General features: G+C 56.9%; 21 protein-coding genes. 5 read left to right on the top strand and 16 right to left on the bottom strand.

Translation table 11 applies throughout. The annotated features are described in order from the left end of the window. Window positions 1-103: 103 nt before the first annotated feature. From uxuA to FIU92_RS10605, 4 genes are read right to left on the bottom strand one after another with little or no spacing between them, the layout of a single operon-like run. Window positions 104-1,285 (bottom strand): mannonate dehydratase, encoded by a 1,182-nt coding sequence (gene uxuA, locus FIU92_RS10620; RefSeq protein ID WP_152458542.1) that lies wholly within the window; start codon window positions 1,283-1,285, stop codon window positions 104-106. Further along, window positions 1,282-2,334 carry a Gfo/Idh/MocA family protein gene (locus tag FIU92_RS10615; protein WP_152458541.1) on the bottom strand — a complete coding sequence of 351 codons (1,053 nt, stop codon included), beginning with the start codon at window positions 2,332-2,334 and terminating at the stop codon, window positions 1,282-1,284. Before FIU92_RS10615 ends, uxuA begins: the two co-directional genes overlap by 4 nt. Then, the gene (locus FIU92_RS10610) at window positions 2,331-3,332 is read right to left on the bottom strand and encodes a Gfo/Idh/MocA family protein (protein ID WP_152458540.1); all 1,002 of its coding nucleotides are present in this window, start codon (window positions 3,330-3,332) and stop codon (window positions 2,331-2,333) included. The genes FIU92_RS10615 and FIU92_RS10610 overlap by 4 nt, the downstream gene beginning before the upstream one ends. Next, the gene (locus FIU92_RS10605; RefSeq protein WP_152458539.1) at window positions 3,329-4,345 is read right to left on the bottom strand and encodes a Gfo/Idh/MocA family protein; all 1,017 of its coding nucleotides are present in this window, start codon (window positions 4,343-4,345) and stop codon (window positions 3,329-3,331) included. The genes FIU92_RS10610 and FIU92_RS10605 overlap by 4 nt, the downstream gene beginning before the upstream one ends. A gap of 123 nt (window positions 4,346-4,468) precedes the next feature. Here FIU92_RS10605 and uxaC point away from each other — a divergent pair, with 123 nt between their 5' ends. Together uxaC and FIU92_RS10595 are read left to right on the top strand one after the other, a co-directional pair. Further along, window positions 4,469-5,812 (top strand): glucuronate isomerase, encoded by a 1,344-nt coding sequence (uxaC, locus tag FIU92_RS10600; protein WP_152459892.1) that lies wholly within the window; start codon window positions 4,469-4,471, stop codon window positions 5,810-5,812. Next, window positions 5,813-7,009: a mannitol dehydrogenase family protein gene (locus FIU92_RS10595; RefSeq protein WP_152458538.1), complete on the top strand. Its 1,197-nt coding sequence runs from the start codon at window positions 5,813-5,815 to the stop codon at window positions 7,007-7,009. It begins immediately after the preceding gene. Here FIU92_RS10595 and FIU92_RS10590 read toward each other — a convergent pair. The 10 genes from FIU92_RS10590 to FIU92_RS10545 form a co-directional block, all read right to left on the bottom strand. Continuing rightward, on the bottom strand, window positions 6,996-7,859 hold the full coding sequence (locus FIU92_RS10590; protein ID WP_152458537.1) for a sugar kinase: 864 nt from the start codon (window positions 7,857-7,859) through the stop codon (window positions 6,996-6,998). The two genes, FIU92_RS10595 and FIU92_RS10590, sit on opposite strands and share 14 nt — an antisense overlap. Beyond that, window positions 7,856-8,737, bottom strand: a complete 882-nt coding sequence (locus FIU92_RS10585) for a DMT family transporter (protein ID WP_152458536.1) — start codon at window positions 8,735-8,737, stop codon at window positions 7,856-7,858. Before FIU92_RS10585 ends, FIU92_RS10590 begins: the two co-directional genes overlap by 4 nt. Window positions 8,738-8,740: 3 nt before the next feature. Beyond that, window positions 8,741-9,628, bottom strand: coding sequence for an NAD(P)-dependent oxidoreductase (locus FIU92_RS10580; protein WP_152458535.1), 888 nt, complete (start codon window positions 9,626-9,628; stop codon window positions 8,741-8,743). A gap of 137 nt (window positions 9,629-9,765) precedes the next feature. Next, window positions 9,766-10,770, bottom strand: a complete 1,005-nt coding sequence (locus FIU92_RS10575; protein WP_152458534.1) for a Gfo/Idh/MocA family protein — start codon at window positions 10,768-10,770, stop codon at window positions 9,766-9,768. Next, window positions 10,767-12,269: a UxaA family hydrolase gene (locus tag FIU92_RS10570; protein ID WP_152458533.1), complete on the bottom strand. Its 1,503-nt coding sequence runs from the start codon at window positions 12,267-12,269 to the stop codon at window positions 10,767-10,769. The genes FIU92_RS10575 and FIU92_RS10570 overlap by 4 nt, the downstream gene beginning before the upstream one ends. A gap of 24 nt (window positions 12,270-12,293) precedes the next feature. Further along, window positions 12,294-13,244, bottom strand: coding sequence for a phytanoyl-CoA dioxygenase family protein (locus FIU92_RS10565; RefSeq protein WP_152458532.1), 951 nt, complete (start codon window positions 13,242-13,244; stop codon window positions 12,294-12,296). A gap of 10 nt (window positions 13,245-13,254) precedes the next feature. Continuing rightward, complete coding sequence (locus FIU92_RS10560; RefSeq protein WP_152458531.1) at window positions 13,255-14,877, bottom strand: TRAP transporter large permease subunit; 1,623 nt, start codon at window positions 14,875-14,877, stop codon at window positions 13,255-13,257. Beyond that, window positions 14,877-15,719 carry a TRAP transporter small permease subunit gene (locus FIU92_RS10555; protein ID WP_174829330.1) on the bottom strand — a complete coding sequence of 281 codons (843 nt, stop codon included), beginning with the start codon at window positions 15,717-15,719 and terminating at the stop codon, window positions 14,877-14,879. The genes FIU92_RS10560 and FIU92_RS10555 overlap by 1 nt, the downstream gene beginning before the upstream one ends. A gap of 16 nt (window positions 15,720-15,735) precedes the next feature. Then, window positions 15,736-16,905, bottom strand: a complete 1,170-nt coding sequence (locus FIU92_RS10550) for a mandelate racemase/muconate lactonizing enzyme family protein (protein WP_152458530.1) — start codon at window positions 16,903-16,905, stop codon at window positions 15,736-15,738. A 79-nt stretch (window positions 16,906-16,984) separates the two neighbouring features. Beyond that, window positions 16,985-17,998 (bottom strand): TRAP transporter substrate-binding protein, encoded by a 1,014-nt coding sequence (locus tag FIU92_RS10545; protein ID WP_152458529.1) that lies wholly within the window; start codon window positions 17,996-17,998, stop codon window positions 16,985-16,987. Between the two features lie 198 nt (window positions 17,999-18,196). Between FIU92_RS10545 and FIU92_RS10540 the strand changes: the two genes are divergently transcribed. Next, the gene (locus tag FIU92_RS10540; protein WP_152458528.1) at window positions 18,197-18,847 is read left to right on the top strand and encodes a GntR family transcriptional regulator; all 651 of its coding nucleotides are present in this window, start codon (window positions 18,197-18,199) and stop codon (window positions 18,845-18,847) included. On the opposite strand, the gene denD is transcribed toward FIU92_RS10540, so the two are convergent. Beyond that, the gene (gene denD / locus FIU92_RS10535; protein ID WP_152458527.1) at window positions 18,844-19,812 is read right to left on the bottom strand and encodes a D-erythronate dehydrogenase; all 969 of its coding nucleotides are present in this window, start codon (window positions 19,810-19,812) and stop codon (window positions 18,844-18,846) included. The genes FIU92_RS10540 and denD overlap by 4 nt on opposite strands. After that, the gene (locus tag FIU92_RS10530) at window positions 19,809-20,639 is read right to left on the bottom strand and encodes an NAD(P)-dependent oxidoreductase (RefSeq protein ID WP_254705375.1); all 831 of its coding nucleotides are present in this window, start codon (window positions 20,637-20,639) and stop codon (window positions 19,809-19,811) included. The genes denD and FIU92_RS10530 overlap by 4 nt, the downstream gene beginning before the upstream one ends. 244 nt (window positions 20,640-20,883) lie before the next feature. On the opposite strand from FIU92_RS10530, the gene FIU92_RS10525 reads away from it, so the two are divergent. Further along, window positions 20,884-21,642 carry an SDR family oxidoreductase gene (locus FIU92_RS10525; RefSeq protein ID WP_152458525.1) on the top strand — a complete coding sequence of 253 codons (759 nt, stop codon included), beginning with the start codon at window positions 20,884-20,886 and terminating at the stop codon, window positions 21,640-21,642. Beyond that, entirely contained in the window at window positions 21,639-23,435 is a 1,797-nt protein-coding gene (locus tag FIU92_RS10520; protein ID WP_152458524.1) for an IlvD/Edd family dehydratase, read from the top strand. The genes FIU92_RS10525 and FIU92_RS10520 overlap by 4 nt, the downstream gene beginning before the upstream one ends. Window positions 23,436-23,441: the final 6 nt, after the last annotated feature.

Genomic DNA, 23,441 nt, shown 5'->3' with positions numbered 1-23,441 from the left:
GACACCCCGCTGCCCGTTTACGTGCCGTAAGTAAACGAAGAATGTGGCGTTCAGGCAAGCAAAGAAGTGTTCCGGGCGGGAAGAAACCGTCTGACCGGACGCGTTATGAGAACGCCGCCATAATGCCGCGCAGTTCCGCCAGCCCACGCATACGCCCGATCAGCGGATAGCCCGGAGTGCTGTGTCCGCCCAGATCGCTCAGCAGTTCTTGTCCGTGGTCAGGCCGCATCGGAATTTGCCAGTCGCTGCGTCCTTGAGATTTGCGGCGGCGTTGTTCGTTCATCAGCTCGCGAATGGTGCCGACCATGTCGGTGTCGCCCTCCAGATGCGGAGCCTCATAGAAATCCGGCTTCTGTCCGTCCGACCCCGCGATGCGTCGGGTATTTCGCAAGTGAACAAAGTGAATCCGGCCGCCATGCCGGCGCACGAAATCCGGCCCATCGAATTCCGGGGAAACACCCAGGGACCCGGTACACAACGTTGCGCCATTCGACGGTATATCAACGGCATCCAAAACGGCGCCGTAGTCATCGGAGCTGGACATGATCCGCGGCAGGCCAAGCAACGAGAATGGCGGGTCATCAGGATGACAGCACAAGCGCAGCCCCAGTTCTTGGGCCACCGGAGCGACCTCGGACAGGAAATCGACAAGGTTTGCGCGCAGCCGGTCACGGTCGATATGCGCATATGTCTGCAACAAAGCGCGCACGTCCTGCACGCTCCACTGATCGTTGGCGCCGGGCAACCCCGCAGTGACATTATGCTGCAACTGGGCCATGGATTTATCCGACATGCGCAAGAAGCGATCCTTGGCCGTTTGCTGGACGTCGTTGGAATAGTCTTCGGACGCGCCCGGCCGCTTGAGAATATGTATGTCGAAAACAGCAAAATCGGTCAGGTCGAACAGCATGGCCGTTCCGCCGTGCGGCTGCGGGGCGCGAAGGGCGGTGCGCGTCCAATCCAGGATTGGCATGAAGTTGTAGCAAACGACTTTGAGGCCACGGGCGGACAGGGCCCTGAGGCTGGACTTATACGCCTGCAGATGTTCAGCCATGTCTGCGGACTGTGTTTTGATCGCCTCGGAGACGGGCAGGCTTTCGACAACGTCCCAACTGTACCCGGCAGTAGCCAGAACTGCCTGCCGATCGGCTATGCTTGGTTCATCCCAGGGCTGTCCCGGAGGGATGTGATGCAGCGCGGTGACGATGCCCTGAACCCCGACCTGATGGAGATCGGCCAGGGCGATCGGATCATCGGGTCCGAACCAACGCCAGCATTGTTTCATGGCAGCCATCCTTCATACAGCGGGTGATCGGGCCTGATGGGAAGGGCAACGCGCTGCCCCGTACGCGCCGCGTGATAAATCGCCGTCACAAGGCCGATGGACGCTGCGCCGTCCTGCAGCGTAACGGCCGAATTTGCCTCGGACCGCAGCGCCCTGCCGACTTCGGTAAAGAACCCTTCGAAACCTATTGGCTCGTCAGTGGCGGCTGCAAGGGCCTCGTCGATAGCGGCTTGATTCACAGGGTCCCGCGCGACGAATGTCCAGGGCGTTTGACCTGGGGCATAGGGTTCGGTGCCAGAGGTGGCGGTCACCTTTTCAAAGACGAGCCGCAGGCGGGTTTCGTCCGTGGCGGCGCCCAAGGTGATATTGCTTGTGCACAAAGCGCCGGAATTCATGCCAAAGCAGATTGCGGCGCAGTCTTCGGTCTCGATCGGGTTGACCCGCGTTGTGGTCATTGCAGACACCCAGGCGATATCGCCTGCGATATGAGTCAGCAGATCATGGTTGTGGATGGCGTGGCCCAGCACTGCGCCGCCGCGTTCACCGGCCCATGTTCCGCGCCACGGCACCGCGTAATAGTCTGCCCCTCGGGACCAATGGGTTTCAAGCGCGGCAGTTTGGACCGCTCCGGTCAGGCCTGTGCGTTGTAAGTGGCGCAATTGAGACAGCGACGGACCCCACCGGTATTGAAAGACTGGAAACACATGCTTGCCCGCGTTGCGTGCGGCTGCTGTGATCCGATCCACATCCTGCATCGAAGTCGCAAGAGGCTTTTCGCAGACAACGTTTTTTCCTGCGGCCAGTGCTGCAAGGGTAGTCGGTACATGCAGATGGGGCGGCAGGCAGATGTCGATGACATCAATCGTCGGATCATCCAGAGCGTCCTGAATGTTGATCAATGCTCGAAAACCCGAGTTCTGCCGTATCTGTTCGATCCGGTCGATATTCTGGTCGACCACGGCGGTTACCCGGAAAGTACGGTCAAGCCGTTCCAGTGCGCTCAGATGTTGCGCACCGATACCTGCGCCAAGGATCGCAACGTTGATCATCTGCGTTCCGCCATTTCCTGCGCGCGCAGTGCCAGTTCCATGACCGTAAAGCAGTGGGTCTGCGTCATTGCGGTTTCAGTCCGGTTGCGAATGTCATCGGCCAGGCGCGCAAAGTAGGGAAGGCCGGCGTCGGATGCGTCGATCCTTTGGCAGGTTTCACCATTGACGAGGATCAGATGATCTGTCCCCGGGGCTCCACCCACATCGACATATTTCCGCAACTCGATATATCCTTCCGTGCCCAGGATCGTCAGACGACCATCCCCCCAATTTGGCAGGGCATCCGGCGTGAACCAGTCAACCCGGATGTACCCGGTGCCATCCTCGCTGCGCAGATTGACCTCGCCGAAATCCTGCAATCCGGGATCGTTGGGATTTGCATAGTTCGCCACATAGGCGTTCGTGATTTCTGCGCTTTTTGAACCTGTGTAATGCAGGAACTGATCGATCTGATGTGAGGCGATGTCGGTCAGAATGCCGCCATAGCGGTCACGCCGGAAGAACCATTCCGGCCGGGTTGCCCGGTTCAATCGGTGCGGGCCAAGTCCGACCGTCTGGACCACGCGCCCGATGGCACCGGCCTCGACCAGCTCGGTCGCCCGGGTGCTGACGGGCGTTTCGAACCGTTCGGAGAAGTTCACCGACCAGATGCGACCGGTGTCCGCGACCGTTTGCTTGATTTGCTCGAGTTGTTCGAACGTCGTGCAGCCAGGCTTGTCGCTCATGACATCCATGCCGTTTTGCATGGCGCGGATCGTCAACGCGGCCCTATCTGCCGGTATTGCCGAAATCAGCGCGAGATCCGCCCCGCAGGTCAGGGCGTCTTCCAGTCGGGCCAGCCGCGGAATATCGGGAAACCTTTTGACGTAGCCCGCCAGCGTTTCCGGATCGCCTTGTGTCCAATAGCCAACGCAGTCCACGCCGATTTTGCGCATGTTTTCCGTCATGCCATAGATATGGCGGTGGTCCAGGCCAAGGGCGACGCAGGTCAGGCTCATGAGATGACTCGTGTTTTCTGGCCGGTTCGATTGGCGATCTGCATCGCGTCTATGACGGCGTGTGTCAAAAGGGCACTGCGTCCGGTGGCCATGGGCTGCGTTCCACTGGAAACGGCCTTGGCGAAGTCCTCGATGACCGCCTGGTGCCAGGCATGTGTGAACGCCATGGGATCGGCTCCTCCGCCTGTGGCGGCGGTTTCGCCGACCGTGGATTTCCGGCCATCGAGAGTGGTCACGGTCAGGACACCTGACTCCAGATGCGCCTTGGCGCGCGTGCCCTGGATGGTGATTGATTCAGCGGCCCCGGGGAATTCGGCGGTGGTTGCCATCAACGTGCCCACCGCGCCGTTACCCATTTCAAAGACTGCACCTGCCCAATCCTCGGCCTCGAGATCGTGTAGTGGAGTTTTCCTCATCACGGCCTGAATGTCCGAGATCGGCCCAAGCATCCACATCGCTAAGTCAAGCGTGTGGATTGCCTGCGAGATCATGACGCCGCCACCGTCGCGTGCATAAGTGCCGCGACCAGGCTCGTCATAGTAGCTTTGATCGCGCCACCAGGGGACACGGATCTCGACCGTGGCGATCGCGCCCAACTCGTCCTGTTCGATGGCTGATTTCAGCGCCTGCGAGGCGGCGCGGGCGCGGTGCTGAAAGACGATGCCCAGCGGCACGCCAGACATCTGGCACTGCTCGACAATGGCTGTCGCGGCGTCCAGCGTTCTTTCGATGGGTTTTTCCATCAGGATCGGTTTCGAAGCGGTCGAAAGAACCCGCACCAACTCTGTGCGCTGATCGGGCGGGGTTGCGATGATCGCAAAGTCAACGTTTGGGTCGTTTGCAATTTCCTCGACCGAGCCGAATGCACGGGTATCGTTTCGCCGCGCGAACTCAGCTGTTTTTTCAGGATGGCGCCCGAGGACGCCGGCAAGACAGAGGCCTTGATCCGATGCCCGAATGGCGGCGACATGCGTGCCAGAAACCATCCCCAAACCAATCAACGCTATATTCATTCAATCCCCCGGATCACCCGGTCAGTCTGCGGGTTCGAACGGGAAAGATGCAACCATTAAAAACTGTGTTAACAATTGCGGGCGGCAGTATCGGAGGCAGAATTGACTGGCAATTTGAATGGGATGGCAGAAGACCTGTATCTGTGCATCAAGGACCTGCCGATCGTGTCTCCGCATGGTCACTGCGATCCGGGGTGGTTTGCAACCGATGCGCCGTTTCCCAACCCGGCAGAGCTGTTGGTGGTTCCCGACCACTACGTGTTCCGTATGCTCTATTCGCAGGGCGTTCCCTTGTCAGAACTCGGCGTTGGGGAAGAGGGGCGAAAAAAGGATCCTCGCGCCGTGTTCCGCACCTTTGCCGAGCACTGGCATCTGTTTCTGGGAACGCCATCCCGGATCTGGATGAACTACGTGCTGCATGAAACGCTGGGCGTGTCTGACGAGTTGTCTTCGCGCACGGCAGACCTGATCTATGAAAAGATCTCAGAAAAGCTCGCGCAACCCGAATTTCGCCCGAGGGCTTTGTTCGACAGGTTCGGGATCGAGGTTCTGGCTACCACGGATTCCGCTCTCGACGACCTCGTGGAGCATCAGGAGATCCGTGCAAGCGGTTGGGGCGGGCGGGTTGTTCCGACGTTCCGCCCAGACGGGGTTTTGGATGGGGCGGATCCGGAGTTCGTACAGAACCTGAACAAGTTGGCCGAACTGACAGGTTGCGATCTGGGCAGCTATGATGGCTATCTCGATGCGCTGCGGATGCGGCGGGCTTATTTCATCCAGCTGGGCTGTACAGCCACCGACCACGGTATCGAACGCGTGCAGACCGAGTGGCTGGAAGATCCGGATGCGATGTACCAGCGGCTGAGACGGAGGGAAGGGACCGAACAGGATGCTCGCCGGTTCTATGGGCATATGCTGATCGAAATGGCACAGATGTCTGTCGATGATGGTCTTACCATGCAGATACATGCTGGGAGCAAGCGCAACACGAACCCCGCTGTAATGCGGGACTTCGGACGGGATAAGGGGGCCGACATTCCAATAGCGATGGACTGGGTCACGGGCCTTGAGGCACTGTTGAACCGGGTCGGAAACACGGCGGAACTGCGCATCATTCTGTTTACACTGGACGAAAGCACCTATGCCCGTGAACTGGCCCCGATGGCGGGACATTGGCCGTGCCTTCGGATCGGGCCGCCTTGGTGGTTCCATGACAGCCCAGCCGGGATTGCGCGGTATTTCGATCAGGTTGTTGAAACGGCCGGATATTTCAACCTGGCCGGATTCAATGACGACACGCGAGCCTTTCTGTCCATTCCTGCACGACACGACCTTTGGCGGCGGGGAGTGGCGATTCATCTGGCCGAGCAGGTTGCGCGCGGTTGCTTCAGTCGGGACAGTGCCGAGCATCTTGCGCGGTTGCTGGCGGTTGATCTGGCGAAACAGGTTTACGGGTTGCAAAGCTAGATGGGTACAATTCTTCATTTCGGCCTTGGAAACTTTGCCCGGGCGCATTTGCTGGACTACACCGATCAAGCGGGCGGATGGGACGTTGTCGGCGTCAGCCTGCGTTCATCCTCGGTTCGAGATGGATTGGCCCGTCAGGGTTTCGAGTACGACCTGTGCGTACAGGGGCAGGGCGTCCGGCGCATCAAGGCTCTGCGGGACGTTCTGGTCGCGCCCGAGGATCGTGCAGCGGTATTAGACGCGATGGCGGATGCCGAGATTATCTCGGTGACCGTGACCGAGAAAGGTTATCATTTGGATGCCGCGGGCAAGCTGAACCTTCAGGACTCGGCGATTGCCGCCGATCTGGCGGGGCAAGGGCCTGCGACGCTGATCGGGTTTCTGGCTTTTGGCCTTGCGGAACGGCGCAAGCCAGTGACGGTGCTGAGTTGCGACAACCGCATGGAAAACGGAAAAACGCTCGAGATGGCCGTTTCCGATTTTGCGAATGCAGCCGGTCTGGACGTCAATTGGGATGCCGTTCGCTTTCCCAACGCGATGGTCGACCGGATCACCCCGGCCACTACGGACGCCGTTCGCGCAATCTGCGGCGATCCTATGGCCGTACCGACCGAAGCGTTCTCGGAGTGGGTGATTGAAGACAATTTCGCCGGTCCGCACCCGGAATGGCCTGGCGTGCAACTGGTCGATGATGTGGCACCGCACGAGATGCGAAAGCTGCGCATGTTGAACGGTGCCCATTCCCTGTTGGCTTATGCAGGTTTGGAGCGGGGCCTGACCTACGTTCACGAAGCGGTTCGAGACCCGGTCTTGCGCCCGCTGGTTTCCGGGTTGATGAAGGATGCGGGTGCAACGCTGCCCGCTGCGCTGCAAGCGCAGGTCATGGACTATGCCGAGGCTCTGTTGCGCCGGTTTGAAAACCCCGAGCTGGCGCACCGTTTGGACCAAATAGCGATGGATGGCAGCCAAAAGCTGCCCTATCGGTTTATTCCCACACTCCGTGAAACCGGGTCTCAGGCGGTGATCACGGGGGTGCGGGCCTGGATTTCCTATTGCACGTCTGAGACCGCCAAAGGCAGGGCGCTGAACGATCCTTGCGCGTCGGAAATCGCTTTGGCTGCCAAGCAGCCAGATCCGCTAGTGCCGCTTTTGCGTCTTGTCGGCGCCGAAGACCTCGCGCCACTTATCCGGGAATGATGGCGCCGCGGAACTGAACAACGGTGGATGCCAGATTGTGTCCAGCCATCAGGGCCTCGGCCTGTGATTTCCCGGTCAGCAAGGCCGCGAGGTACCCACCGTTGAAACTGTCGCCCGCTGCTGTGGTATCCAGTACGCTCTTGGCAGGTTCATAGGTTTGTTCAATGTTCTGACCGATGGACAGAGGGCCATTCTCTCCGCGTTTCAACGCACCGATGCCGTGATGGACGGCAAAGCGTGCTGCCACCTGATCCGCGCTTTCCCCGAACAGTGCCATCTCGTCGTCGATGGATGGCAGGGCAATGTCAGCACGCCGCCAAAGCCGCTGGTTGATCTGCCGGGCGTGTTCAACGCTGTCCCAAAGACGCGGACGAAAGTTGCTGTCATAGACCAACCGGACGGAAGAGCCTTCGAGCCAGTCCAGAAGTGCAAGCCGAACCGCATGCGGAAGAATGGCCACGGAAATACCTGACAAGTAGAGCACGTCGTAACCATTTAGCGGGCTGAAATTGTGATCGGCAAAAAGCTGGCGGGCGGCCGCCTCACTGCGCCAATAGGTAAAGCTGCGTTCACCGTCCGCGGATGTCGTGATTGCGTATAATCCAGGAGAGGCGTTCGGAATGATACGGATGCCGGATGTCCCGATGCGATGGCTGTCGATGAAGTCCGCGATGCGCCCCGAAAACGGGTCGTCACCCAAACATGTCACATACTCCACCTGCAGGTCAGGCGCTGCGCGGCGCATGTAGATGGCTGTGTTCAGCGTATCCCCCGCGACGCCTACCTGTGCGCCGGTTTCCAGCATGGACAATTCGATCATTGCTTCGCCGATGCAGGCAATTCGCGTCATTTCTTTTCTCTTTTCCAGATGATTAGCCCGGCGACCATGATCAGCGCAGCTCCTGCCAACGTGAATGCATCCGGTACCGTGTTAAAGAACAGATAGCCCCAAATCGCAACATAGACTAGGAACGAATAGGTGAATGGCATCAACTGGTTGGCCGTTCCGAACCGATGCGCGTTCGTCAGCAGTTGATGCCCGCCCCAGCCAAAGACGCCAAGGCCGATCAGGACAATCAGGCTCCAGGTGTTTTCCGGCTGGACCCAGAACCAGAGGGCGAAGGGTAACAGAACCACAGTCCCGGTAAGCCCGAGGTAGAATTGCATGGTGTCCACCGCAACAACTCCGGACAGCCTGCGAGTCATGATCGAGTACAGGGCCAACGCCGTGGCGTTGTAGACGATCAGCAACATGGTTGGATGAAAGGCCGAACCAAACGGCCGCACGACAACCAACACCCCCAGAAATCCCAGGATGATGGCCGCCCAACGCCATGGGCCCACGCTTTCTTTCAACACGAAGACGGACAGGAAGCACACGATGACCGGGCTGGAAAACATGATTGCCGATACGACGGTCAGAGGCAAAAACCGCAGGGCATAGAAATTGAAAACGGTCGCCGAGATCAGCAACAAGGCCCGGCTTATGACTTGCCATGGATGGTCCGTTTTGAACCGGCCGGCCTCAATCCCACCTTTGGCGATCACAACCACCGAGATCACGAAGTGCCCCGCATAGCGCATGAACGCCAACTGAAATGCCGGCACGCCGGCCAACGCCAGCCACTTGGCCCCAAGGTCCACCAGCGAAAAGAACAGCCACGCCATCAGCATCAGCACGATGCCAAGGCGCGGCAGGTCCGCAGTGGGGTTGGCGGTGACGCCCATCGATCAGGTGTTGAAACGCTTGACGTAGTAGTCAACCATCTGGCTGACCATGTCATCCGCCTGACCGTGGTCGCGCGCGTCGTTCAGCGCTGAAAGCGCACCCTGCGACATCACACTTTTAACGCCTGCCTCGCGCGCCATTCGATCGTAGTAACCAAGGTCTTTTGCAGCGTTCTTGATGGCAAAGGCCAGCTGGTTTGGGTCATTCTCGACACCGTAGGCCTTGACGAAATCCATCATTCCGGAATGCAGCGGCCCTGCGGCCATCACCTCGTACAGCTGCTTGCGGTCAACACCGGTGATGTCGGCAATGGCAAAGGCTTCGGCCATCGCGTTCGCAACGGTCATTCCGAAGAAGTTGTTGATCAGTTTGATGGTGTGTCCCGATCCGACCGGGCCAAGGTAAAAGACGTTCTCGCCCAGATCCTTAAGTGTCGGCTCGGCCTTGTCAAAGGCCGCCTTGTCGCCGGAAGTCATGATGTTGAGCTTGCCTTCCAGCGCGTGCGAGGGCGTCCGGCCAAGCGGCGCATCAAGATAGCTTCCGCCGGCTGCGGCAACCTCCTTGGCCAGGGCGCGCGTGCTGCCCGGAAGCGAGGTGCCAAAGTCGATGACGATCGCCCCGGGTTTCAGTCCCGCGATTACTCCATCAGCACCACGCATACGGCCCTCGACCTGTTCAGAGGTTCCCATGCACAGCATCACGATGTCGCTGGCCTGAGCCAGTTCCCGGGCGTTTTGCGCCTCGCGAGCTCCTCGGTCAATGGCGGTGTCCAGATGTGTGCGGTCGCGGTTCCCCAAGACCGTGACCGAGTATCCCTGGTCCAACAGCCGGCTCACCATGGCTCCGCCCATGAGACCCAGGCCGATAAACCCGATTGATGGTTTGCTCATTGGTTTCCCTTTCCGTGAATGTGTCTGGTTTTCATTCTTGTGTCTGGTGTGTGCGGTTTCGCGGTTTGGATGCTAATTCGCCCGGAGGACAATCGCTGGTTCTTGAGTGGCAGGTATATTGCCGGACCGCATGTACATCAGGCCGGCGCCCGCACTCGAGCTGATCGCGCCTTAAGCCCCATTTCGATCCTTGATGTGACTTCGAGCGTCCGGGCCGCATCCTCGACGTCGATCAGTGGAGACGCGCCGTCGATCACGTCAAGAAAGTGATCCAGTTGCGCCTCCAGCGGTGCGCGTTGCTGTTCCGGTCGTGTAAGTTGGCTTTTTTGGGCCGCAGTACTCCAATCATTTCCGCGCCACAGGGTCATAGAGGGAAAACTGACAGCGCCGCTGGTTCCCGTGATCCACATCATGTCCTGGTGGGTCGTGCCGATGTTCGGATTTTCGCCGGTTCCGGCTTCAAACCCCCAGGGACTGGGCGCGGTGTCAGCAAAGCTGATGGCGCCCGTCGCGCCGTTTTCGAACGCAATCGCGACCGCGCCGCTTTCTATCCGATCCGATCCGCGGATCGACGCGCCGGGCAGGGCGACGACATCCGAGATTTCTCCGATCACAAAGCGCAGGACATCGATATCATGCACCAGGTTGATCATGACCGGGCTGCCATCCGAAGTCCGCCAGTTCTGTTCAAAATAGCTTTCGGGCTTGCGCATGGCCCACAACAACGAGACGTTGATGACTTGTCCGATCGTACCTTTCTCGATCACTTTTTTCAGGTGCTGCAAGGTGCTGTGATACCGCCGGTGGTGCCCCACCAGACTGCGGACTTCGGCTTGACGAACGGCCCTCTTCAGGCGCAGGGCATCATCGACCGACGCGGCAACCGGCTTTTCGATCAGCATGTGCCAACCGCGGGATGCGGCCAGAATGCCATGTTCGGCATGCAGGCGGGTCGGCGTTGCAATGATGACGCCATCCACCGGGTCCCACACCTCGTCCATACTGGCAAAACGCGGCGCGTCGATCTGGATCGAGCCGTCTGGATCGGCCAACCCGACCAACGTGCAGCCGGGATGCTCAATCACGGCGCGCACGTGGCGGATACCTATCAACCCGCCGCCGGCTACAAGGATCCGTTTCACATCACCGCTCCGATCTGCCAGGGAACGAATTCGTAATCACCCAAGCCCTGCGCCTCGGACTTGGTTCGCGCGCCCGAGGCGACTTGGAGCAGTCGTCGGTATATTTCCTGTCCTTTTTCTTCGACGCTGACGCCTTTGGTCAGGATGTCGCCCGCATCAACGTCCATGTCTTCAGGCATGCGCGCTGCCAATTCCGAATTGGTGGCGATTTTGAGCGTGGGCGCCGGTTTCGATCCAAATGCAGAGCCGCGCCCCGTGGTGAAGCACACAAGGTTGCATCCGGCCGCGATCTGCCCTGTCACCGAGGCTGGGTCATATCCGGGGCTGTCCATAAAGGTGAAGCCCTTGGCGGTGATGGGTTCGGCGTATTTGAACACACCGGTCAAAGGGCTGGTTCCGCCCTTCGCCGCCGCCCCCAGCGATTTCTCAAGGATGGTCGTCAGACCCCCTTGTTTGTTGCCGGGGCTTGGGTTGTTGTCCATCGAACCGTGATTGCGGGCGGTGTAGTCCTGCCACCAATCGATCAGTCCGATCAGCCTTTCCCCGGTTGCGCGATCAAGGGCACGGCGGGTCAAAAGGTGTTCGGCTCCGTAAATCTCCGGCGTCTCCGCCAAGACACCCGTGCCGCCTTGGGCGACCAACAGATCGCAGGCGCGTCCAAGCGCCGGGTTCGCGGTCACGCCGGACCAGGCGTCCGATCCACCGCATTGTAGCGCAACCATCAATTCGGACGCAGGGGCTTCGCTGCGCCGCGCCTCATTGGCAATGGGAAGCATCTGATTAATCTTGGTGATGCCCATTTCCACGGTCCGGCGCAGTCCGGCGATGTTCTGGATGTTCATCGTCTGGAAAGTGGGGTTCTGCTTCAGCCCATACGCGTCCAGCAGCCAGTCGATCTGGTTCATCTCGCAGCCCAGACCGACCATCAGAACGGCAGCGTGATTGGGATGTTTGGCAAACCCCCACATGACCCGTTGAAGAGCTTCGAAACCGTCGCCTGAATCGGCCATTCCGCAGCCTGTTCCGTGGACAAAAGCCACCACGCCGTCGACATTTGGATACTCGGCCAGCTTGTCCGGCGTGAAGTGATTGGCGATCATGCGAGCCGCCGTCGCCGAACAGTTCACGGTGGTCAGAACCGCGATGTAATTGCGCGTACCGACCCGACCGTTGTCCCGGTGGTAGCCCATGAACGTATCGACCGAAGCGGCGGGTCTCATAGGCCTGTGATCCGTCGCAAACTCATAGTCCACGCTGGTGTTGCGGAACTCGACATTGTGGGTGTGCACATGATCGCCGGGGTGGATCATTTGGGTCGCGTAACCGATGATCTGGGCATATTTTCTTACCGGATCGCCCGGTACAATCATCTGCGTGGCGACCTTGTGGCCCGAGGGGATGCGCGCATTGGTCGTGACATCCTCGACCAAACTGCCGACCTCCAGGGGCCGAGTTGCAACCACCACGCTATCCATTCGATCTAAACGTACAAAAGTCATAATCAGCTTTCCTGGCAGCCGAATCTAAGCGCAAAAGGGCGAGTCCGATGTCCACCGGTGAATATCTATGTGCGGTTGCCCGGACAGCCTTGCCCGCGCCGCCTCCCAATTTGACTTGCAGACACGCCAATCCCGCAGCTCGGTTTCGGGGCGCGATCTGGACCTCGCGATGAAGCTTGGGAAATGGTCTCGACCGGTGGGTTGGCCTGCTGCACTGAAGCGGATGTCGAACGACCAGCGGAACCGGTCCGTTTCATTGACCAGCGACGCATGTGGTGTCAGAGGGTGAAACAGGATGATCCCGCCCGCCTTGACAGGCAGGGGCAGGGCGCGGTCTTCGTCAATGAACCCGTCGGCAATGCCTGTCTGCGTCCGCGCACAATGCGGCAGGATGGATTGGTCCTTTGCCTTAGGCAGCACTTGCAGGCAGCCGTTTTCGACCGTTGCATCGTTGACGGCAATCCAGACCGTGACCATGTCGGTCTGGTCCGCATCTTCCAACGCAACTGCCCGGTCCTGATGCCAGTCCGTTGCGGTGATATGCGCCCGCACCTCGTCCTTGGACAGCTTGAGGGCAGGGGGCTTCAGCCGAACATGCTGGATCGGATTGCTGACCAACTCTGGCCCGATCAACTGCTCGACGATGTCCAGCATGGGTTGGGCCGTCAGCAAGTCGAACACGGCGGGCCCAATATGGAAAGGTGTGTCCGCCATGATCCGGTCGCCGGGCAATGAGATGTCCAGCGGCTGGAAATAGTCGCAACCGGCCTGATAGGCGGACAGGAGTTTGTCCCAGAAAGACATTCCGGACGGCTCGTCCTTGACCAGCCCTTTTTCGTACCAACCGTCATAGAGCCGGTTCAGGACATCCGAGTATTCGGACTGCACCCGATCCAGGACATCACCGGGAATTACATCCTTGACCACGAGGTATCCATCGGTCTGGAACTTGCCAATCTGTTTCTGTGTCAGCATGTGTGCAACCTCACAAAAGCAGCGCGATGATGCCCGGCCAGATCAGAAGAACGGAAAGTGCCAGCAACTGGATCCCGATGAATGGCAGGAAGCCGCGGAAGATATCCGTCAGGCTGATATGCGGCGGAGCCACAGATTTCAGATAGAACGCAGCCGGGCCGAACGGGGGCGACAGGAAGCTGACCTGCATGTTCATACAGAACACGACGCCAAACCAGATCGCGACATGACTCGGTTGCAACTCGCCAATGAGACCGATTTCCTCGATAGGAAGGCGCAGGACGATCGGCAGAAAGACCGGAATGATTAACAGCACGATGCCGACCCAATCCATGAACGCGCCCATGAACAGCAGGATCAGCATCATTACCAGAATGACCAGCATGGTCGGCAGGTCTTGCCCGACGATCAGGTCGGCCACGTATTGAGGTCCGCCGGCAATGGTGTAGGCACCCGCCAGCGCGGCGGCCCCGATGGTTACCCATATGATGGTGCCTGTGGATTTGAGCGTCCGCATCAAGCTGTCCCAAACCAGCTCGAATGATCCTTCGCCCCGCAGAATGGCGATGATCAGAACAGCGAAGGCACCCATGCCTGCAGCCTCGGTGATGCCCGTGATCCCGCCATAGATCGAGCCGAGCACGACGCCGATGACGACCAGCGGCGCGACGAGACCTTTGCCCATTTCCCAGCCGATTTTTGCGCGCTGTCTCCCAAAGACAAAGAAGATCAGCAGTAGGGCGACGATGGTGATGCTGGCAAACCAAGGCAGGTAGTCAGCCGTACCCAGCCGTGCGGGCTCGCCCTGGCTGGCAGCGTTCGAGCCGGAAAGCTCGAAAAACGCAGCCCGGATAAACAGAACGGTAGAAAATCCGGCGACGACGATGCTCATGAAGGCCGCAAACAGTTTGCGCTTTTCGGCCGGTTCGGGGTCGCTCGGATCCGGTTCCGGCAGCGGCGCGTGGTGAGGATTTAGCCGCGTGCGAATGATGATGTACAGAATGATCATCGAGGCCAGCATGAAGCCGGGAATGAAAGACGCGGTGAACAGCGACTTGATCGAGGTTTCGGTGATCAGCCCATAGATGATCAGAACGATCGAGGGCGGAATCATGGTACCCAGCGACCCCGAGGCGCAGATGACGCCGATCGCGAGGTTCTGATCATAGCCGAGGCGCAGCATCTGGGGCAGGGCGATCAGGCCCAGCAGGACAACCTCACCGCCGATGATGCCGGACATGGCCGCCATGATCACTGCCATGATCGAGGTCACGATCGCGATACCGCCACGCGTTCTGGACAGCCAGACATTCAGCGACGAATACATGTCGCGCGCGATCCCGGACCGCTCTAGCAGCGACGCCATGAAGATGAACAAAGGCACGGAAATAAGCACGTAGTCCGTTAAGAGCCCGTATATCTTTTGCGCCAGAATATAGAGTGGCCCAGTGCCTGGCCGCCCGGTGAGAATCCCGTCGCCGAATGAAAACGGGTTCAAAAGAAGTGTCGGTTCGAACTTCAGGACAAGAACCAGAACCGCAAGCGAAGCCGAGGCCAGACCCAGGGGCATCCCGATCGCCAGGAGAATGATCAGGGCGACCATCAGAATGAGTGAGATTGTTCCAATATCCATCAGTCTTGTCCCACCGCCCGTTTGATCATTTCAATTTCGTCCTCGTCCGGTTCATCTGTGTGGATTTCCGGTTCTTTGTTCCAATCCGCGACCAAGTTCAAAATTGCCTGCATTGCGACGAGCGTAATCACGATCAGTACCATCGGCTGCAACGTCGCCGGGATCGGAGGATTGAAGGCGGAGCCGTAAAGCTCCCATTTATAGAGCTTGTTGACGAACACCTGTTTGTAACTGCCGTAGACCAGAAAGAAGGCAAACAGGACGATCAGTATTGTTGAAACCGTGTCAAAAACGCGCTGAAGCCAACGTGGAACTGCGTCGTAAAGCAGGAATATTCGTATGTGACTGCGTTGCTGCATGGCATAGTAGCCAGACATCAAAAACACAAAGCTGGCGAACCACAGTGTCATTTCGTTGGCCCACTCGGTCGGCTTCTCAAGGATATAGCGCATGAAGACTTCGTAGAGCATGACGACAGTCATGATTGCGATCATCATCATCGTAACTCGGCCGATGAACAGGGCGAAACGATCCATAACCGTCGAGCCTTCGAACTCCATCGTCGCCGGGCGCACGGTCTTTGTACCAATCACTGCAAGAAACGGCAGAAGGACGAGCGCAGCCACGTCGATGATGTCGACAAACCCCCCGAACACACCAGGCAATTCGGGCGTGACGTCGCTGCGTAGATATATTTCCGTTACCTGACTTTTGAGGGATTCAGAGGTGTAAGGCAGCCAATCCAACAGGAATGCTGGAAGATGCCAAACAAGCCAACTGGCAGTCGCGACGAAGGCCAACGGTATGAGCCATTCAATTGGTCCGCCTGAATTCTTGTGCATCGCGTAACCCTCGTCCCTATCCTTCGATCCTGTAGTGATCGATAAAGTCTCGATCCGGCTCGACACCCAGTCCAGAGCCAGTCGGGATCATGACACGGCCATTATTGGCCTTGACCTGATTTTGAATTTCCAGCGGTACGGTCAGCAGATCGTCCCGAAACTTGTTGTCCGTTGTGTCGAACTCCAGCATCGGCTCCCATGGATGCAAACCGCCCGGAATTGCTGGCATGGCCGCCAGAAGGTGCAGATTAGTTGCGACGGCGATGGCGCTACCCCAGACGTGATTTACGACCGGAGTGAAATGTGCGTGGCATAGGGCCAGTACCCTGAGATACTCTGAAACACCGCCCAAAGCGCATACTTCTGGCTGCGCTATATCAATGCCGCGATTTTCAAGAAGATTGCGCCAGGCCCAGCGATTGAAAACCGCCTCTCCGCCCGAGATGTTGACTTTGAGCGAACTGCGCAGTTCGCGGTACCCGTCAATGTCTTCTGGCGCGACCGGTTCTTCGAACCAATATGCGTCCAGCTCTTCCAGCGCCCGACCGACAAAAAACGCGTCCGAAGTCGTATAGGCATGGTTCGCATCGACCATAAAAGGAAAGTCGTCACCAACTCCGCGTCGAACTGCTTCGCACAGCTTCACATCAGGCTTCGGGCCAAAGCCCGTTTTCATTTTGGTGGCGGTAAATCCCATTGCCTTGATCTTTGCGGCTTCATCCTCAAAACGGCTGGCCAGATGAGAAATCGGTTCATCCCGGAGCATCATGCCGTAGCCGTAGCAAGGAACGCTTGTGCGATGCGCGCCCCCGACAAGTTTATGGAGGGGGAGGCCAGAGATTTTTCCGGTGATGTCCCAAAGTGCGATGTCCACCCCGGACAAAGCCTGTATTGGCATTCCGCCTTGGCCATGGTCTCGCAAAAGGTTGTACACCTTGTGCCAAATCACGTCTTTGTCCAAAGGGTCCAAGCCGAGGACCATTGGTTGGATGACGTTTTCCACGATGGACTTGTTGGCTATGGCTACGTTTCCGGGACCAAAGCACTCGCCCCAACCGGTTACCCCTTCATCTGTCTGAATCTCGACCAGATGGGTTGTGCGCCTGTCATAATACTGTTGCGAGTAGCCCAGAACTTCCGGCATGTCGTACTGCAGTACATGACTTATAATTCTGGTAATTTTCATGAAGTTCTGAACCCTGGCGCAGATGCGGAGAGGCCGCTGGTGCGGCCTTTCCGAGTGTCCTAATTCGGTCGAAGCCTGATTACTGCATTGCGCCCAGGTCACGCAGGAAGTTGATGTGGCTTTCCAAAAGCGCCTGTGCCTCAGGAGTCGTTGCGAATTCAGTCCAACCAACCTGAACGGCCGCGCGATACGCTGCCAGGTCTTCAGGCGACCATTCGTACAACTGAACACCTTTTGCCTTCAGGTCTTTTGCAGTCTGAGCGTTCTGCACTTCATTGATTGTCGCATTGTGCAATGCCAGGCTATCCATTGCGACTTCCATGATCTTCTTGTGGTGCGCAGGCATCGCTTCCCAGACGTCTTTGCGACAGGCCAGATGATCTGCGGGCATCGAGTGGAAACCGGGATAGTTTGTATGACCTGCGATCTCGTACAGACCGAGGCCCACGTTGTTAGTCAGGTTCGCAGCATCCGCACCATCAATGATGCCGGTTTCCAAAGCCGTAAAGATTTCGTTGAAGTCCATCACGATCGGAGAAGCCCCAAGTTCCGCGAACACTTTGGTTGCAAGGCCCGGAGGCGAGCGGAATTTCCAATCCTTGAAGTCTTCCACTTTTGCAATCGGCTTGGTCGAAGAAAGCGACTCCGGCCCGGGAATCCACCATCCGATGAACTCCATGTCGTAGCCGTTGTATAGATCGTTTACAGCTTCTCTTCCGCCGCCATGAAGAAGCCAAGCCATTTGCTGGTATGGGTTCTGATATCCGCCGAGCAGGTCACCCGCAAACTGGAAGGCCGGGTTTTTCCCGGTCTGATAGCCGCCGCCCGTCATGTCGCAATCCAGAATTCCCGTAGCTGCGGCATCGAAGGTTTCAACTGATTTGACCACCGAAGAGGAATAGAACATTTCAACTTCGATTTCGCCGTTCGACATTTCCTGAATGTCTTCAACAAATTTTGCAGCCATCTGGCCAGACAGAGTTTCGGGCGAAAAATGGGTTTGAATTCTAAGCTTCGTTGTTTCGGCCATCGCGAAACCGGCTGCCATTGTCGTGGCTACGGCCGCCACGGCCGCTGTCTTGACTATTTTCATATTGTCCTCCCAGACGTTGTGCGTTGCGCGGTGTGGAAGATCTTGCCGCCTCCTTTGCTGTCACGCAGGTAAACGTTAAGCCGACGAATCGAATGCAACAAGAAAAAATTGAAATTTCTAAAAATTTCGAGATTCTTGCGATAATTCGAAAATAAGGTTAGGACGCTACTTGGACAAAACTTTAAGGTGCATGCCGGGATGAACGAAGAAATAGATATTTATCAAGATCTTAAGATGCGCCTGATCTCTAATGGATTCGAGCATGGAGCGAAGGTGCGGGCTGAAGAACTTCGTAAAGTGTATGGCTGTTCTGCGAGCGCCGTTCGTGAAGTCCTTTTTCGTTTGGCTGCTGTTGGTTTGGTGGACTTTCAGGAACAAAAAGGTTTCCGCGTGCCAATGCGATCGCCGCAGAAGCTTATCGAATTGACGCATGTCCGTGTTCTGTTGGAGGCCGAAGGCACCGCAATGTCGATCCGAAATGGCGGGGTGGATTGGGAAGCAAGACTTACGGCTGCACATCACAAACTCAGCCATATCGAAAAACGCATTCACGCCACGGACGACCCAAGCGACCTTGTCGAGATCTGGTTTGCCTCGGAGAAGGAGTTTCACCAGACGCTTATTTCTGCCTGTGGCTCGGAAACCTTAAAACAATTGCATAGCCGGGTTTACGCGCAATTCAGACAGCAGTTGATGGTGGCAGACCGGAACTTTGAGTTCATTTCTCAGAACATAAGGCATCATGCAGATATACTTGAAGCGGCATTGTCGGGGGATGAGCAGTTAACACGGGAGAAAATCCACAATCATCTGAAACGCCATCTAACCGGAAAGACGATGGGCGACTAAGGCCGAAAATCGTCTTCCAAATACACTTGAATGATTTCATCAAAACTTGATTCCGCTTTGAACCCCAACTTCAGAGCGCGATCTGTTTGAAATTCGCGCGGCCAATTCTTGACTATTCCTTCAATTGCCTTGTCCGGTTTTCGCCTGATTAGGCCAACAGCGTCTTGACCGGCGACATTGCGCAGAGCTTCGATTTGTTCGGCGACGGTGCAACTGACACCTGGCATGTTCAAGGCGCGTCGGTCATTCAAAAGCTGCGTGTCCAATGTTGCGGCGTGGGTCAAAAAAGTCGCAGCGGCGCGGGGGCTAGCGTGCCAGTGTCGAACAGTTTCGGCAACTGGCAAGACAGCCTCATCCCCATTCAATGGCTCGCGGATTATTCCTGAAAAGAAGGACGAAGCGGCAGCGTTGGCCTTGCCCGGGCGGACACACAATGTGGGTAAGCGCAAGGAAACACCGTCGATGTATCCTTTCCTGCTGAAATCCATGATCATCAGTTCAGACGCCGCTTTCTGCGCTCCGTAACTGGTCAAAGGTGCCGAAAGGAACTCATCGCTTATCTTTTCAGGGAACGGTGACCCGAACACCGCTATGGATGAGGCGAAAACCAGGCGAGGAGTGTACTCCCTTCCTGATGCCTCGTGTTTATCCTTAAGTTCGTTCAGCAGTGCCCACGTTGCCATAAGGTTTACATCCCAACCCAACGCAAAGTCTGTTTCAGCTTGGCCTGAAACGATAGCTGCAAGATGGAAAATGACGTCTGGTCGCTGCTTAGCAAAAGACTTAGCTATGCCTGACGCAGTCAAGTCCCCCACAATTTGACTACCTGCCGCACTGTCGGGCGGGAACGAGAGATCGAACAGTGAGACTTGGGCATCGGCTCCAAAGGTTTCTTGGGTCGACACGCGATGGGCCAGTTTCTGGCCCAGCATTCCTCCGCCGCCTATAATCAGGATCCGCGTCACAGCATTCCGTTCCGTTTTTTGAGTTCTAGATACAAAGCCGAATGATCCAGTTCGGCCCCATCCATTTCGTCTATCAGATATTCGAAACGGTCGCGCACAGATCGGGTGCTAGGTAGCTCAACGCCAAGGCTTCGCGCTTCCTCCAGCGTGTTGTCCAAATCCTTTAGTTGAAACTTGGACAATCCTCCGGGCACAAAATTTCCGTCAGACATGCGTTCGCCATGTTGTTGCAAGATAATGCTATCAGCAAATCCCCCTTTCAGTGCGGCCCTCAACGCGGCAGGGTGAGCCCCGCCTCGCTGAGCCAGTAAAGTCGCTTCGGCGACAGCCGATATAGTCACAGCGACAATCGTCTGATTGGCCAATTTGCACAATTGACCAGAACCACTTGGGCCTACATGCACAGGGCGGCCCATTGCTGACAGAACCGGTCGCACGCGCTCCATAACGTCCTGATCACCACCGACCATGATCGCAAGCGTGGCAGCTTCGGCACCTTTGGTGCCGCCGGAAACCGGGGCATCCAGATGCTGCAACCCCATCGAAGACAATTGCGCGGATTGTTCTCGGGCGTGTTCGGGTTTGGCGCTGGACATATCAATCCAGATCATTCCGGGTTTGAGTTGTTTGCGGAAAGCCTCGTCAGAAAGTAGCGCGCCGGTCGCGTATCCGTCCGACAGCATCGTTACAATTACGTCTGCACCCGAAACCGCCAGCGGGGCAGTTTCCGCCAATGTCGCGCCTTCCGCCGTCAACGGTTTTGCCTTATCCAAGCTGCGGTTCCATACAGTTAACGGAAATTCGGCGCGCAAAATACTCCTCGCCATAGGAGCGCCCATCAGGCCGGTTCCCAATAGAGCTACTTTGAACTGCTTGCTCATAATCCTCTGTCCTTCCGAAGGTGCGCCACGCATGGTTATGGCCAAACCAAAATCTCTGTCATACGCTAACGGCTCTGGGCCCACATGCCAGAAGTCGTTGCAAATCCACCAAGGTTTCTTTGCTTCTCGGTTGATCTGTGGGACGAAGCAACACGTGTCCAGTCGCCACTTTTAGGGTCGGAAAATATATATGTCAGAGAGACTTAAGGGAAAAAACGTCCTGGTTACAGCCGCCGCACAAGGGATCGGACTTGCAAGCGCAATTGCGATGGCAAGAGAGGGTGCGAAAGTCTATGCGACGGATATTGACCCTGAAAAACTAAATTTGATTCGCGATCGGAATCTCGAAAATCTCGAAATTTTCGAGATGGATGTGACAAATAATGACAGTATTCATCATGGGGTCGCGCGAGCGAAGCCGGATGTTTTGTTCAACTGCGCCGGGTTCGTGCATCACGGAACTATTCTGGATGCAACCGACGAAGAATGGGACTTCGCCATGGACCTGAATGTGCGCTCAATGGTGCGCACAACAAAGGCTGTATTGCCGGGGATGCTAGAGCGCGGAGGAGGCTCGATTATCAACATGTCTTCCGCACTGGGTTCCATAATCGGTGCGCCAAATCGTTTTGTATATGGAACGACTAAGGCTGCCGTTGTTGGGCTGACGAAATCGGTAGCCGTGGACTTCATAACACAAGGAATTCGGTGCAATTGCATTTGCCCGGGAACAGTCGACAGTCCCAGTTGGCGTGACCGTGTAGATGCGTTGGGCGAGCAACTGGGCAGCAGAGAAGAAGCCCTTGCACAATTTGTGGCGCGTCAGCCCATGGGGCGTGTAGCGAAGGCAGAAGAGATTGCTGCATTGGTCGTCTATCTGGCGAGCGATGAAAGTGCATTCACCACGGGACACACGCACATAATTGATGGGGGGTGGTCAGGCCAATGACTAAAATATCAAAAAATGATCTGCGATCTCGCAAGTGGTTCATGAATTCTGAGAACCTTGAGATGACGGCATTGTATCTTGAGAGATACCTGAATTACGGATTGACCCGCGCAGAACTGCAATCGGGCAAGCCGATCATTGGGATTGCTCAGACCGGGAGTGATTTGAGCCCCTGCAACCGGCATCATATCGAGTTGTCCAAACGCGTTCGCGACGGGATCATCGCCGCCGGGGGAACGTGCATCGAAATACCGGTCCACCCGATACAAGAGACCGGTAAACGGCCAACGGCCTCTCTCGACCGCAATCTGGCTTATCTGTCCCTGGTTGAGAGTCTATTCGGGTATCCGATTGATGGCGTTGTTCTGAACATTGGTTGCGACAAGACCACGCCCGCACTTCTTATGGCCGCTGCGACCGTCAACATCCCAGCGATTGCCCTGTCGGTCGGCCCAATGCTCAACGGCTGGTGGAAAGGTGAGCGCGCAGGATCAGGAACGGTTATTTGGAAAGCGCGCGAAGACCTTGCGGCTGATGAAATCGACACCGATGAGTTCATGGAGATCGCAGCCGCCGCGGCACCTTCGGTGGGGTATTGCAATACGATGGGAACAGCAACGACCATGAATTCGCTTGCTGAAGCCTTGGGTATGCAATTGCCAGGATCAGCAGCCATACCAGCCCCGTACAGAGAGCGCGGTCAAATCAGCTATGAAACGGGTAAACGCATTGTGGACATGGTCTGGGAGGATTTACGCCCCAGTGATGTGATGACACGTCAGGCTTTTGAGAATTCGATTGTCATAAACTCGGCGATCGGTGGATCGACGAACGCGCCGATACACCTGAATGCGATCGCCCGGCATCTTGGTGTTCCATTGAACAACGGTGATTGGCAGAAACTTGGCCACGACGTTCCTCTGTTGGTTAACATGCAGCCTGCGGGTAAATATCTGGGCGAAGATTACCAACAGGCCGGGGGCATTCCCGCCGTTGTCGGAGAGCTTCTTGATGCAGGATTGCTGCCGCATCCCGATGCGATAACGGTGAACGGTAAGACGATAGGCAAAAATTGCTCGACGCGCCGATCTCAGAATTGCGACGTAATCAAGCCTGTCAGTAGCCCGGTTAAGCCTCAGGCGGGGTTCATCAATCTCTCGGGCAACTTGTTCGAGAGTGCGATTATGAAGACATCTGTGATCTCGCAGGCATTTCGAGAGACCTACTTGTCGAACCCGGATGATCCTAATGCATTTGAGGGCAGGGCGGTTGTGTTTGATGGGCCCGAGGATTTTCACCATCGGATCGATGATCCCGCCGAAAAAATCGATGCAAACTGTATTCTGATTATGCGCGGAGCAGGACCAAAAGGGTACCCGGGTGCCGCAGAAGTCGTGAACATGCGTCCGCCTGCATATTTGTTGAAACAAGGCATCGAAGCCCTTCCTTGCATCGGTGATGGCCGGCAATCCGGCACATCAGGAAGCCCGTCTATCCTGAATGCTTCACCAGAAGCTGCAGAGGGCGGTGGGTTGGCCTTGGTGCGAACTGGCGACCGACTGCGCATCGATCTTGGCAAAGGCACAGCAGATATGCTGGTTTCGCTTGAAGAACTGCATGAACGCGCCCGCGATCTGGAGGCAAAGGGTGGGTATACAATGCCGCCCAATCAATCCCCATGGCAGGAAATATTCCGCGAAAAAGTAGATCGGTTGGATCGCGGTATGACGCTCAAGGGTGCCGAAAACTACCGCGATATCGCGCGAGACTTCATGCCACGCGACAATCACTAAAAGGAA

This window comes from Ruegeria sp. THAF33 (assembly GCF_009363615.1).
In the GTDB taxonomy this organism is placed as follows: Bacteria; Pseudomonadota; Alphaproteobacteria; order Rhodobacterales; family Rhodobacteraceae; genus Ruegeria.
Note: the sequence above shows the minus strand (reverse complement) of the source record. Positions and strands in the feature narration are given on the sequence as shown.

Excerpts from the sequence above, each read along its gene's own strand:
- FIU92_RS10590 (WP_152458537.1), bottom strand. The coding sequence starts at position 7,859 with ATGACGCGAATTGCCTGCATCGGCGAAGCAATGATCGAATTGTCCATG.
- FIU92_RS10585 (WP_152458536.1), bottom strand. The coding sequence starts at position 8,737 with ATGGGCGTCACCGCCAACCCCACTGCGGACCTGCCGCGCCTTGGCATC.
- uxuA (WP_152458542.1), bottom strand. The coding sequence starts at position 1,285 with ATGAAACAATGCTGGCGTTGGTTCGGACCCGATGATCCGATCGCCCTG.
- FIU92_RS10555 (WP_174829330.1), bottom strand. The coding sequence starts at position 15,719 with ATGCACAAGAATTCAGGCGGACCAATTGAATGGCTCATACCGTTGGCC.
- FIU92_RS10550 (WP_152458530.1), bottom strand. The coding sequence starts at position 16,905 with ATGAAAATTACCAGAATTATAAGTCATGTACTGCAGTACGACATGCCG.
- uxaC (WP_152459892.1), top strand. The coding sequence starts at position 4,469 with ATGGCAGAAGACCTGTATCTGTGCATCAAGGACCTGCCGATCGTGTCT.
- FIU92_RS10565 (WP_152458532.1), bottom strand. The coding sequence starts at position 13,244 with ATGCTGACACAGAAACAGATTGGCAAGTTCCAGACCGATGGATACCTC.
- FIU92_RS10580 (WP_152458535.1), bottom strand. The coding sequence starts at position 9,628 with ATGAGCAAACCATCAATCGGGTTTATCGGCCTGGGTCTCATGGGCGGA.
- FIU92_RS10615 (WP_152458541.1), bottom strand. The coding sequence starts at position 2,334 with ATGATCAACGTTGCGATCCTTGGCGCAGGTATCGGTGCGCAACATCTG.
- FIU92_RS10545 (WP_152458529.1), bottom strand. The coding sequence starts at position 17,998 with ATGAAAATAGTCAAGACAGCGGCCGTGGCGGCCGTAGCCACGACAATG.
- FIU92_RS10610 (WP_152458540.1), bottom strand. The coding sequence starts at position 3,332 with ATGAGCCTGACCTGCGTCGCCCTTGGCCTGGACCACCGCCATATCTAT.
- FIU92_RS10520 (WP_152458524.1), top strand. The coding sequence starts at position 21,639 with ATGACTAAAATATCAAAAAATGATCTGCGATCTCGCAAGTGGTTCATG.
- FIU92_RS10595 (WP_152458538.1), top strand. The coding sequence starts at position 5,813 with ATGGGTACAATTCTTCATTTCGGCCTTGGAAACTTTGCCCGGGCGCAT.
- FIU92_RS10540 (WP_152458528.1), top strand. The coding sequence starts at position 18,197 with ATGAACGAAGAAATAGATATTTATCAAGATCTTAAGATGCGCCTGATC.
- FIU92_RS10525 (WP_152458525.1), top strand. The coding sequence starts at position 20,884 with ATGTCAGAGAGACTTAAGGGAAAAAACGTCCTGGTTACAGCCGCCGCA.
- FIU92_RS10605 (WP_152458539.1), bottom strand. The coding sequence starts at position 4,345 with ATGAATATAGCGTTGATTGGTTTGGGGATGGTTTCTGGCACGCATGTC.
- FIU92_RS10570 (WP_152458533.1), bottom strand. The coding sequence starts at position 12,269 with ATGACTTTTGTACGTTTAGATCGAATGGATAGCGTGGTGGTTGCAACT.
- FIU92_RS10560 (WP_152458531.1), bottom strand. The coding sequence starts at position 14,877 with ATGGATATTGGAACAATCTCACTCATTCTGATGGTCGCCCTGATCATT.
- FIU92_RS10530 (WP_254705375.1), bottom strand. The coding sequence starts at position 20,639 with ATGGCGAGGAGTATTTTGCGCGCCGAATTTCCGTTAACTGTATGGAAC.